The sequence below is a fragment of the Peribacillus sp. TH14 genome (assembly GCF_016651145.1).
Lineage (GTDB): Bacteria > Bacillota > Bacilli > Bacillales > DSM-1321 > Peribacillus > Peribacillus butanolivorans.
On sequence record NZ_JAEKEK010000001.1, the window covers coordinates 4,173,885 to 4,186,617 of the forward strand.

General features: G+C 38.5%; 10 protein-coding genes. 9 read left to right on the forward strand and 1 reads right to left on the reverse strand.

Going from position 1 to position 12,733, the window contains the following annotated elements:
* Positions 1–19 precede the first annotated feature (19 nt).
* From JFU50_RS20370 to JFU50_RS20390, 5 genes are all read left to right on the forward strand, one after another.
* Positions 20–1,684, forward strand: a complete 1,665-nt coding sequence (locus JFU50_RS20370) for a thiamine pyrophosphate-dependent enzyme (RefSeq protein WP_201223825.1) — start codon at positions 20–22, stop codon at positions 1,682–1,684.
* A gap of 81 nt (positions 1,685–1,765) precedes the next feature.
* On the forward strand, positions 1,766–2,941 hold the full coding sequence (locus tag JFU50_RS20375) for a Glu/Leu/Phe/Val family dehydrogenase (protein WP_201223826.1): 1,176 nt from the start codon (positions 1,766–1,768) through the stop codon (positions 2,939–2,941).
* A gap of 96 nt (positions 2,942–3,037) precedes the next feature.
* Positions 3,038–4,465, forward strand: coding sequence for an amino acid permease (locus JFU50_RS20380; RefSeq protein WP_201185564.1), 1,428 nt, complete (start codon positions 3,038–3,040; stop codon positions 4,463–4,465).
* Positions 4,466–4,608: 143 nt separating this feature from the next.
* A complete protein-coding gene (locus JFU50_RS20385) occupies positions 4,609–6,051 on the forward strand; it encodes an aldehyde dehydrogenase family protein (protein ID WP_201223828.1) in 1,443 nt (480 codons plus the stop codon).
* Between the two features lie 73 nt (positions 6,052–6,124).
* On the forward strand, positions 6,125–7,156 hold the full coding sequence (locus JFU50_RS20390; protein ID WP_201185562.1) for an aromatic ring-hydroxylating oxygenase subunit alpha: 1,032 nt from the start codon (positions 6,125–6,127) through the stop codon (positions 7,154–7,156).
* A 298-nt stretch (positions 7,157–7,454) separates the two neighbouring features.
* Here JFU50_RS20390 and JFU50_RS20395 read toward each other — a convergent pair whose 3' ends face one another.
* Positions 7,455–7,901: a DUF5392 family protein gene (locus JFU50_RS20395; protein WP_201185561.1), complete on the reverse strand. Its 447-nt coding sequence runs from the start codon at positions 7,899–7,901 to the stop codon at positions 7,455–7,457.
* 324 nt (positions 7,902–8,225) lie between these two features.
* On the opposite strand from JFU50_RS20395, the gene JFU50_RS20400 reads away from it, so the two are divergent.
* The 4 genes from JFU50_RS20400 (at position 8,226) to JFU50_RS20415 (ending at position 12,732) form a co-directional block, all read left to right on the forward strand.
* Positions 8,226–8,837 (forward strand): TetR/AcrR family transcriptional regulator, encoded by a 612-nt coding sequence (locus JFU50_RS20400; protein ID WP_201223830.1) that lies wholly within the window; start codon positions 8,226–8,228, stop codon positions 8,835–8,837.
* A gap of 34 nt (positions 8,838–8,871) precedes the next feature.
* Positions 8,872–11,079, forward strand: a complete 2,208-nt coding sequence (locus JFU50_RS20405) for a YhgE/Pip domain-containing protein (protein ID WP_201223832.1) — start codon at positions 8,872–8,874, stop codon at positions 11,077–11,079.
* Positions 11,080–11,903: 824 nt separating this feature from the next.
* Positions 11,904–12,284 (forward strand): hypothetical protein, encoded by a 381-nt coding sequence (locus JFU50_RS20410; RefSeq protein WP_242485398.1) that lies wholly within the window; start codon positions 11,904–11,906, stop codon positions 12,282–12,284.
* The gene (locus JFU50_RS20415) at positions 12,274–12,732 is read left to right on the forward strand and encodes a hypothetical protein (protein ID WP_056524882.1); all 459 of its coding nucleotides are present in this window, start codon (positions 12,274–12,276) and stop codon (positions 12,730–12,732) included. Before JFU50_RS20410 ends, JFU50_RS20415 begins: the two co-directional genes overlap by 11 nt.
* Position 12,733: the final 1 nt, after the last annotated feature.

Below are 12,733 nucleotides of genomic sequence, written 5' to 3' on the forward strand. Positions count from 1 at the left end.
GAAAGCGGGAGGCTTATTTATGAAAGTCAGTGGAGGTAGGGCAGTCGTAGAAGTAATGGCTAAAGAAGGGGTAAAAAAAGCTTTTTGTGTACCAGGTGAAAGTTATCTTAGTGTAATGGATGCATTATATCAACATCCTGAAATAGAACTTATTTCCGCCAGGCATGAAGGAGGTGCCTCTTTTATGGCGGAAGGGTATGCGAAGGCATCAGGTGAGGTAGGAGTTTGTATGGCAACGCGTGGAGTGGGTGCTACAAACTTAGCTATCGGTATTCATACTGCTGCTCAAGATTCAACCCCAATGGTTGCGCTTATTGGCCAAGTTGAACGCCCTTTTAAAGAAAAGGAAGCATTTCAGGAGGTAAATTTGACGGGTTTTTTCAGTCATTTATGTAAATGGACGGTAGAGATTGATCGTGTGGAAAGAATCCCAGAATTATTGCAACGGGCGTTTCATATGGCGAGATCGGGACGTCCTGGCCCTGTATTAGTGGCTTTGCCGCATGACATGTTAGAAGATGAGGCAGAGTTGAACATCTATCCTTCTTATCGCTCGCTTCCTCCTCAGCCACATATGGAAGTGGTGAAGCAGGTGATAGAGACGATACAAAACGCGGAGCGCCCCGTATTGATTGCCGGTGGCGGTGTGATTCATGGTAAGTCTAACAGGCTGCTTGTACAGTTTGTCGAGGCGATGAAACTTCCTGTTGTTACCGCTTTCCGTCGATTCGACGCGTTTCCGAACTCACACCCTTGCTATGCAGGATGGCTTGGGTTTGGGACACCTCAATATTTACTTGATGCAATTCGAGATGCAGATGTAGTTTTGGCGTTAGGGACGCGATTCTCTCAAGTAGGAACACAAGATTACACCTTGCTTTCTGAAAATACAAAACTGATCCATGTGGATATTTGTCCCGATATTTTTGGTAAAGTGTATGCTCCTTCTCTAGCCATAGAAGCAGATGTCAAGAGTTTCTTAGAACAAGCGCTGCAAGCGTCAGGATCAGATTCTTCTATTTCAAGCGAAGATAATATGAAAGAATTGCACGATAAATATATGAAATTTTCTGAACCAAAGGCCGACTACACAGAAGATTTCGTGGATATGGACGGATTAATGCATGACATTACTGTCTGTCTTCCGAAAGATACCATTATTACAAATGATGCCGGCAACTTTTTTGGATGGCTATCCAGATATTATCGTTTTGAACATGAAAACACATACGTGGGGCCAACGTCGGGAGCCATGGGATATGGACTGCCTGCGGCAATTGGGGCAAAGCTGGCGCAGCCTCACAAACATGTTGTTTCTTTTTCAGGAGATGGCGGCTTTATGATGACTCTCCAAGAGATTGAAACGGCTGTACGATATAAAATTCCGACTATATCAATTGTGGTGAACAACAATATTTACGGAACAATCCGTGTACATCAAGAAAGGCATTTTCCAAATCGGGTCGTTGGAACTGACTTGTCCAATCCTAATTTTGCCGAATTGGCCCGCTTATTTGGAGCGCATGGTGAAAAGGTTGAAAAAAATAGTGATTTTGCGCCAGCACTGCAAAGGGCGATTGCTTCAGGGCTTCCGGCTGTAATTGAAGTTGCAGTCAATCCAAAGATTCTATCTGTTGCCCAAAACAAGAAGGAAGTACACGCAAAGCTATTGTCCAACAAATAGTTGCGGGGCATATATGCTGTGGCATTGTTTTTGCATTAGAAGTTAGTGGAAATAATAAAAGATTTTGGGGAGGTTTCACAGATGTTCAAACCATATTTAGTTGTGGAATGGAATGATACGGAAACAGATGCAAAAGGTTGGCTGGTCGTGCATAACTTTGTCAAAGGCTACGCAGGCGGCGGTACAAGAATGCATCCAACGGTCACAAAAGAAGAGGTTCAAAGGTTAGCTGAGGCGATGGCTTATAAGTATGTAGCCGGTGAATCTGAGACGACTGGCGGATGTAAAGCGGGCATTGCCTATGACTATAAAGCGCCAGACGCGTATGCAGTATTAAGAAGATTTCTAATTGCGATGATGCCTTATATAGACATCGGGGTATCTTTAGGCAGTGATTTAGGTACCAAATATGAAGATGTGCTCAAAATATTTAATGAATTTGGTATTGATATCCCTCTTACGAAATCAATGAAGCAGAATCCGAATGTTCTACAAGGGATAAAGGACTTTGATGAATTGTTGAAAACAAAAATTGACGGGTTGTATTTAAACGATGTCGTAACAGGCTATGGTGTAGCATTTTCGGCAGATGAGGCCTGGAAATTTAAAAGCGGAAAAGATGGAGCGAGAGTTGTCATTCAGGGATTCGGCTGTGTAGGAGCAAGCTGCGCATTGAAAATGTCCCAGTTAGGTTATAAAGTTGTTGGAATTTCTGATGCAACCCTTTTAGTAACGTGTGAAGAAGGATTAGATGTCCAAAAGCTTATTGATCATAAGAATTTGTACGGAGAAATGGATAAAGACTTTTTTGAACCGCATTATAATGTAAGGTCAAACACGGAATGGCTCGATATAGATTGCGATATTTTAATTCCGTGCGCACTAGAGGATGTCATCCACAAATCTAATGCTAAAAGTGTAAAAGCAAGCTTAATTGTGGAAGCGGCAAACATTCCCCTTTCTTCTGAGGGAGACGAAATCATAAAACAAAGAGGAATTGATGTTGTCAATGATTTCGTTGCCAACCTGGGGGCGATAAGATTTTATGAAGTGGTTATTTTCGGACTAGTTAAACCAAATCCGCAAGCTGTAGTTGATGATATTGAAAAACTTTGTAGGAAAAATACGTATCAGTTGTTTACAGAAGCAAAAAACCAAAATAAATATCAAAGAGAAGTAGCTTATGAAATATTTAAACCGACAATCAGCGACTTGCTAGAATATGCAGAACCCTCCGAAGCGTTACCTGCACAATAATGTGGTTTAATTTCAGAATAATGGGAACTCTCGTTATCTTGTGTTAATCATAAAAGTGTATAGAGCAGTTTATCGATTAGAAACGGGGGGGAATTAATGCAAACAGGACATGAAAATCAGCCAAAAGAATTACAGCGTTCGATGAAGAGCAGACATTTATTTATGCTCTCCTTAGGTGGGGTTATTGGAACAGGTCTTTTCCTGGGATCAGGTTATGCGATCGGTGAAGCCGGACCCGCAGGAGCGATTATTGCCTATTTGTTCGGTGGTTTATTAATGTACTTGGCGATGATTTGTCTCGGTGAATTATCGGTAGTGATGCCGGTGTCCGGTTCCTTTCAGGTCCATGCAACGAAATTTATTGGACCCGCTACTGGATTTGTCATTGGATGGATTTACTGGCTGAGTTGGGCTCTTTACGTAGGCTTAGAATTTGTAGCAGCTGGTTTGCTTATGACTAGATGGTTTCCTGATATACCAGTATGGGTATGGTGTATGATATTTACCGTACTTTTGTTCACTATAAATGCCTTAACAACGAGAAGTTTTGCTGAGACTGAGTATTGGTTCTCAGGGATTAAAGTACTTGCTGTTATTCTGTTCATAATTATCGGTGCGGCAGCGATGTTTGGATTGATTCGTATGGATGCACAACCTGCTCCGTTTTTTTCTAATTTTATGGGTGATGGACTATTTCCTACAGGATTCACGGGTGTGTTTATATCGATGATGACGGTCGTATACGCATTTCAGGGATCAGAAATCATGGGGGTTGCAGCAGGCGAGACGGAAAACCCCCAACAAAGTATTCCGAGAGCGATTCGAAACATCGTAATACGTGTGCTGCTTTTCTATGTTCTAGCAATCTTTATCTTGTCGGCTATCGTTCCGTGGCAAGAAGTTGGGGTGCTGGAAAGCCCATTTGTTACCGTGTTTGAAATGGTAGGTATTCCTTATGCCGCTGACATTATGAATTTCGTAATTTTGACGGCGGTCCTCTCTGTAGGGAACACGGGTCTGTTTGCTTGTACAAGGGTCCTTTTCTCCCTTTCTCAAAACGGAATGGCGCATCCTTCATTTGGAAAGCTAAATCGGCGCGGTGTACCTATTAATGCCTTACTCGTCACCTTGGTCTTTGCCTTGCTGTCGTTACTTACAAGTGTAGTAGCAGAAGAAACGCTATTTGTGGTGTTACTTTCTATAAGCGGGGTTGGAGGTGTACTTACTTGGATGGCGATTGCGTTCGCACAGTACAGATTCCGTAAGCAGTATATCAGAGAAGGAGGAAAGGTTGAAGATCTGAAGTATAGAGTACCTTTCTTCCCGTTTGCCCCGATTCTCTGCATCCTTATGTGTCTAGGTATTTTCGTGTTCACCGCTTATGATTCGACACAGCGCACTTCGTTGTATTGGGGATTAGGTTTCGTCGCTGCTTGCTATATATTTTACTATTTTAGGTATACGAGAAGGAAGGTAGATGTGCCTACCTTTACAAATGAACAGCCTAATGATTTCGTTCAATAGAAATTATTCTTAATATGCCGACAAATGAAAACGTGCAACCATTCGAGTATACACGAATGGTGGAAGAATCTATTTTAGAAGTTTCCAGTAATAAGCAAATCTATCATCTAGAAGTAGAAAAATAGAATACGGGAGGAAATCATATGCGTTACTTAAATTATATTAATGGAAAATGGAAAGAACCAACTACAGGGGAGTATAGGGAAAATCTTAGTCCCCATAATGGAGAAAATTTAGGGGAATTTCCATCTAGTGCTGCGGCTGATTTACATGATGCAGTGGCAGCCGCAAAAAATTCATTTCCTGCTTGGAAAAAACTTTCGTTTCAGCAACGGGCTTCATATTTGCAGAAAGCAGCTGATATTTTGAAAATGAATGTGCAGGAAGTAGGTCAGGATTTGATAAAGGAAGAAGGGAAAACATTCTTGGAAGGGATGGGGGAAGCCAATCGTGCTGCTAGCATACTTGAATATTATGCTGCTGAAGCTCGGCAGCCACTTGGAGAAGTAATTCCTTCAGCGAATGCAAATACATTTTTGTACACTACTCGTACTCCGCTCGGTCCGGTGGGGTTGATTACACCATGGAACTTTCCAATTGCTATCCCTGTGTGGAAATTGGCGCCAGCCCTTATTTATGGAAATACAGTCGTGATTAAACCGGCTGATCTTACACCTAAGTCGGTCTATCATGTGATAAAAGCATTAGATGAAGCGGGTCTTCCGGCTGGTGTCATTAATTGTGTATTCGGAAGGGGTTCTGTCATTGGTGCTGAATTAGTGGAACATCCGGATGTGAAGGCTATATCTTTTACAGGTTCGAATCAAGTAGGTCAGCAAATTCAAAAACAAGCCATTGAACATGGGAAGAAAGTGCAAGTGGAAATGGGAGGGAAAAACCCGCTCGTCGTTCTCGCAGATGCTGATCTTGAAAAAGCAGTGGAAATCGCTGTAGGCGGAGCTTTTAAATCCACAGGGCAAAAATGCACAGCCACTAGCAGGGTGATTGTCGAAGAAGGAATTTACGAAGCATTCCGTGAACGTCTTGTCGCGCGTACGAAAGAATTAAAAGTGGGCGACCCGCTTAACGAAGAAACATATATCGGTCCCGCTGTATCTAGATCACAACGCGATGGCGTGCTTGAAATGATTGATGCAGGGAAATCAGAAGCAACGCTTTTGTGTGGAGGAGAGATTCCGACTGAAGAGGAATTGGCGAATGGTTTTTATGTCCAACCGGCTATCTTTGAAAATGTTCCTCAACATGCCCGCATTGCACGTGAAGAAATCTTTGGACCAGTCATCGCCCTTTTTAAGGCCGGAAATTATGAGGAAGCAGTTAAGATGGCGAATGATACAGATTATGGATTGAGCGCAGCAATTTGCACGAATAATTTAACGGCGGCTCAACGGTTTATTGAAGATGTCGAAGTGGGTCTTGTCCATGTCAATTCGGAAACAGCAGGAACCGAACCGCAAATGCCATTTGGCGGATGTAAAAATTCAAGTGCAGGCAGCCGTGAACAAGGGAAGAGTGCTGTTGAATTTTATACTGAAATCAAGACAGTATATATGGATCGGGTATAACTAGAAAATAAAAATTGTACTAAGCTGTTTTTTGAACTTTAAAATTAGAAGATTATCAGGAGGGATTTTCAATATGAGTACGAAAGAAAATGTACAGTTTAGCCCAACACTACCTTATTCACGGTATGTCGATCCAGAGGTATTTAATGAAGAAAGAAATAAGATTTTTAGAAAAAGTTGGATATTGGTGGGGCATGCCAGCCAAGTCGAAAAAGTAGGCGATTTCTTGACATTAGATGTCGCTGGGGAGCCTATTATCGTTTCTCACGGTACTGATGGTGAACTGCGTGCTTTTTACAATATTTGTCCGCATCGCGGAATGAAAGTAGAACAATCTGATAAAGGAAATAAAAAAGTTTTACAATGTGGATACCATGGATGGACATTTAAATTAGATGGAAATGTTAATAGAGCTCCTAATTTTAAAACGAATGAACTGGGAGCACACAGCTGTATGAAATCCATTCGCTTAGAAGTTCAGAATGCTATGATTTTTGTCAATCTAGACAAAAATGCTCCTTCTCTGGCAGAAGCATATCAGGAATTTTTAGAGGAAATGAAAGAGTATCCCTTCTTTGATTCTCTAAAACTAGTTAGGGAAACTCGTCGAGTAGTTAAAGCTAATTGGAAAGCTGTTGTTGACAACTACCTTGAATGTGATCATTGTTCCATTGCTCATCCTGGCTTTGCAAAATCTTTTGATATATCGAACTTTTGCACAACGACACACGACAAATTTACCTATCAATATATGTCAGCAAGTAAGAATGCTGAAGGTGACCAAGCACGTTTTTATTGGATTTGGCCCAATATGATGATTAACGTTTATCCAGGAGACGGGAATGTGAATACCATTCAAGTAATTCCTGTTGATGCAGAGACGTCGCTAGGTATTTATCGTGATTACTCCCTCAATGAAAAAACAACAATAGAAAAAGAAGACTATTTTAAATTTGTTGATCAAGTACGGCAGGAAGATTTTGAACTGGTGGAAAAATTGCAAAAAGGATTAAATTCCCAGGCGTTTACAAATGGTATCTTTTCTCCAACAGAACATGCAGCAGTCTATTTTCATGAACTAATTGATAAGGCCCTCCATGACTAATTACTTTTCTGCTAATAGAAATACACAGCATTAAAAAGAAACGAGAATACAAAGAATTTGTGAATGCCAAGAAATTTTATTCAACCTTTTTTGGAATAGATCTATCGTAAAGTGGTCTTACCTTGTTAAGTAGACAGTTTAAAAGCCTAAGCAAACAACCAGTATGAATCGGTAGTCTACCGGAGCATACTGGTTGAGTTGTTTTTTTAACCTTATATTTTTTAAAAGCGCTAATCGTTTGTTGACTTATTTCAACGACCGATAAAGTTATAAAAATTTGCGAACTTCCATTTTATATTTATTCATTTTGGAAGGGTTGGTTCTTCCTTTGTTCCTCTTCTGCGAGAAACTCCAAAAAGACATTCATTGCAGATAGCGGCTGCTCATTTACCTTTTTATAGTAATTACTTTTCCTGGCATCGGTTAAATAGTTGCTTTCTTTCATTCTCTCCAGCATATATTTTTGGCTCATTTTCACTATTTCTTTTTGGTTGTGTTTGTTTTCCTTTAAAAGGGCAAATCCTATAGCACCCACTAATGCATATATTGCAAGGGCAATTTTAGAGATTGGATATGAGTCATTTTTAAATAGAAGAAAAAATAGATTTATGATGGAAAACCCTATCATCACGGTTGAAAAAAAACCGTATTTCATATTTTTCTTCAATAATGGAGACAGTTTTGATTGAAGTTTTTCGATTTCGGCCTGCATGAAACGCGGTATATTATTTATCTTAATAATCATTGTGTCCTCCTTAATATGCATACTATGCGATTTGTATTGGTTACCTTTTGTTTAATTTCATGGTCTTTATCTTTACACCAACCTATTTAAGAAATCAGGAAAAGGAACCTAATTGTCTATATCTTATCGCTTAGTTCCTTATTTGTCATTTATTATACTTTAATAGTAAGTAATCAATATGGGTAATAAAGCAAAAAGAGATGATAGAAAGATATGATGTTCCTAAACTTTAAAAAAGAAGTCTTGTTATTATAAAAAAAATTTGTTAATATCATAAAATAACTTAATGACCGATTTGTTCAAACGGTCAGTTCGAGGTGATATATGTCAATTGACAGGAAAAAGTTAATATTAGAGGTCGCGACAAAGTCTTTTTCACTCTTTGGTTATAAAGCTACAACTATGGAACAAGTAGCGAAAATAGCAAATGTCGGCAAGGGGACCATCTATACTTTTTATGCCAATAAAGAGCAATTGTTTAAAGAAATTGTGTTACGAATGATTGAAGAAATGAAATATGAGGCTGAGCAGTCAATTAAACCAAACTTAACCTTTTATGAAAACCTGCATAGTGCACTATATCGAATCTTAGAATTCAGAAAGGAGCATCAATTATCACTGAAGCTATTTCAGGAAGAAAAAGAAATGGGAACGCCAGCAGTTTTACAAATGTTAAATGAATTAGAAATAGAAATCATTTCCTATATTAAGGGGAAAATTAAAATAGCTATCGAAAAGAAAGATATTTCTCCATGTAATCCTGAAATAACAGCTTTTATCATGTTGAAGATTTATTTAGCACTTATATTCGATTGGGAAAGAAATCATAAACCACTTGAAAAAGAAGAAATAGCAGAACTATTTCAGTTATATTTGTTTAACGGATTGGCTGTCACTCCTGATAGTCCTTATTATTTACAAAAAATGACCAAATGAATTAATCGGTCAATTATTCTTAGGGGGAAATTCTTTGAAATTTAGTTTAATAAAACAGGAGTTACTTGGCCTGTTTAAAAATAAAAAACTGCTTATCCCAATTATCGCAATTCTATTTATTCCTATCTTGTATAGTGGTATGTTTTTATGGGCTTTTTGGGATCCGTATGATCGCCTAGAAGATTTACCAGTTGCCATTGTAAATAACGACACTGGTGCTAAGTTAGAGGGAGAAGAATTAAAACTCGGTGATGAATTTGTAGAAAAACTGAAGAAAAGTAAGGATTTTAATTTTCAGTTTGTTGATCGTAAAACGGGCTACAAAAACTTAGAGGATCAGAAATATTACTTACTAGTAGAAGTTCCAGAGAATTTTTCGAAAAACGCGACGACGTTAATGGATGATAAGCCGCAAAAACTTGAATTAAAGTATGTTCCAAATGAAAGCTTTAACTTCTTATCAGCTCAAATAGGAGAAACAGCTGTTCAAAAAATCCAAATGGCTCTAGCAGAAAAAGTAACTGAGACATATGCAGAAACGATGTTTGACATCATAACAGAAATGGGCGAAGGGTTTCAGTCAACGGATGAAGCAGCTGGGAAACTGAAAGATGGAATCCTGGACGTTGATAATGGTGTAAAAACTTTAGAAGAAAAATTAACATCATTAGCTGAGAAACAAGTTGAATTTACAGGTGGAACTAAGAAAGTTCAGGACGGTACCGTTGAGTTACAAAAAGGAGCACAATCACTTGCTGATGGTTTAGGGCAGTTATCTAACGCTCAAAATCAATTGATTGACGGAGCGAAAAAGGCAGAAGATGGGGCAGGAAGCCTTCAAGCAGGTATAGAAAAAGCTCATTCTGGCATTGGTACAGTTGAAGCGAAGATGAATGAGGTTGTTTCGGGTACTGAAAAAATCCATGATGGAAGTAAGCAGCTTACTGGTTACTTACAAAAGCTTGAAACAGGTGCAAATAGCGCAGCTAATGGGGCATCAGGATTGAAAGAAGGAGTTTCTACCCTTCAATCGCAATTAGAACCGTATATGGGAGCATTACCTGAAGAACAGCAAGCAGCTTTGAAGCAAGCATTTGCACAACTGTCAGAAGGTGCAACAAAGCTTGAAGCTGGGAATAAAGAGCTTGCAAGTTCTGCAGGTCAAATTGAAGCAGGTTCAGCTAGTCTTTCTGAAAATATTGCCACACTGAATAATGGGCAAAAAGCTCTTCAAACAGGTGTTTCTCAATTAAATGAAGGAGCAGTTCAATTAGCAACAGGGGCAGCTCAATTAAAAGAAGGTCAATCTCAATTAAGAGTAGGACTAGTAACTTTCGGTGAGAAATTATCAGAAGCAAAAACTGGTAGCCAAAACCTCGCTGCAGGTTCAACGACACTTGCAGATGGAGTCAATCAACTTACAGCAGGATCGGCAGCATTAGCTGATGGATCTAGTCAATTAGCTGATGGATCTAGTAAAATTGTAAGTGGAACAAGTAAGTTGGCAGAAGGGTCGACAGAGTTTAAGGATAAAATTAATAAAGCTGCAAAAGATTCTGCAGATATTAATGCTGGTGAAGAAACGTATAACATGGTTGCAGAACCTGTTAAGGTTGAAAAAGAGAGTATCAATAAAGTTCCAAATTACGGAACTGGTTTTGCCCCTTACTTCCTATCATTAGGTTTGTTCGTTGGTGCCCTATTACTTTCAATTGTCTTTCCATTAAGAGATCCGATTGGAATTCCGAAAAACGGGTTCACTTGGTTCTTAAGTAAATTTGGCATTATTGCTTCAGTAGGTATTATCCAAGCAATTATTGCCTCAGGATTAACTTTAGTACTGCTTGATATGGAAGTGAAAAGTGTACCGTTATTCGTAATATTCTCGATTATAACGAGTTTGGTATTCATTACATTGATTCAGTTGCTTGTAACAACAATGGGAGATCCAGGTCGTTTCATCGCGATAGTTATCTTGATCTTGCAGTTAACGACAAGTGCTGGAACATTCCCACTTGAATTGATACCAGAACCATTACAAATATTCAATAATTGGTTACCGATGACTTTCTCAGTAAGAGGATTTAAAGAAGTAATATCAAGTGGTAACTTTGGTTTAATGTGGCAAAACGTCTATGTTTTACTTGGCTTTACAATTGGTTTTATGATATTGACACTGCTTTACTTTGTCGTGAAGCATAAGAAAAGCTATTCAGGAGTAAGCGAAACTACTGAAAATTAAACACAAAAAAAGAACGATTCCTTTTAAAGGAATCGTTCTTTTTTGCTTGCAGTAGAAGAATAAAATCCATATTTAAATCTAGTACATAAATGAGATTCGTGCCCTCTAATCTCGATTAATTAGTAAATTTTCTTTTTATATATAGCTCCAAAGCTTTACCTATCTTTTACTCTGGTTTATTTCTGCATCCCAATTCCACCAGGGACAATACGCTAAAATGTAACGCAATCTAAAATAGTAGAAGGCGTTACATTTTTTTCCAATTGAATAGGAAAACTCTTTCGTCCATATACCTCACTTTTCTCGATTGCATCAGTAAATGGCTCCGGGAACGTGAGTGAAGTAAACTTTTTCACCAATTCCGTTAAGGCAATGTTAGCTTAAAAGGCGCAACGATACAGAAATGATTACCGTGTCCAAAAACAATATGAGGATTTAGATTACGGTGAATATCAAATTAATGAGCTCGTTCAAATACGTTTTCATCTTGATTAGCTGTTGCAAGTAGAGCTAATACAATTTGTTCTTTTTGTCAGAGTTTACCTCATATTAGAGTGGGCTAAAAACTAACATGATAAAAAATCTTCATCCTATTATTCTGATAGGCAACAAGTCTTTTTTTTATGGTAACATTGTCCTTATATGGTATGATAGATATGAGTGTGTTGGCTGTTGATAAACTTGGAAATAGGCTAATTATGTATTTTTCTGTATAAACTACGAGACTATTGTGGTGTTTTATTCATTTAAATCGAGTTTTCGTACGAATCAATATATAATTAGAAAGCGAGAAATTAGATTCAAAGATTAAGGAGGGACATAGAATGATGGAATGGGCGTTAGTCATTTTGTTTGGTGTAGCAGTTTTACTGTTCATTTTGTCGTTTATTAAAACGGATTCAATAAAAGTGGATAAACAATTAGAACAGTTTTCTAGTACTTTTGGAGATGAAGTAAATCAACTACAAGAAAAAATACGAAAAATCGAGATAGATGCTGAAATTACAGCACAAGAGACAGGCATTTTTGCAGGTTCTTCTGAACAGCGGCTCTTGTTACGTGAGGTTCTCGACTTACATAAGCGCGGGTATTCATTTGAAAGCATCGCATTGAAAACACAACAGTCAGAAAATGAGATAGAACGCTTGCTTACTCCTTACATAAAAACAAATAATGAAAGGAGTAATGTTGCCAATGACATCTAAATCAATGCGCAGCTTTGCAGGAGGTCTTATTGTTGCGGCGGGTTTGTGCGGTGCAGTATACTTCTTTGGTCCCAGTGAAGCGACCGGAACACAGACTTCAGAGAAGTTGTCAGAAGATGATATGAAAGATTTGCTATCTTCTGAAGGATATGTCATACATTCAGAAAAAGAGTGGGAAGATCAGATTGCTGAAACGAAATCCATTAAAGATAAAGCGAAAACAGAAACAACAGAAAAGGTCGTATACCGTACAGTTCTAAAAGTGTCTAAAGGTTCGACAAGTATTGACGTTGGTAAAACCCTTCAACGAGCAAAAGTCATTAAGAATGCAAAGGATTTTTCTGATGAAGTTGAAAAGAAAGGTAAGGCCAACGGATTACGTCCTGGAACATATGTGGTAGATAGTGAGATGACGACAGAAAAAATTATCTCTACCATTTTTAAATGAA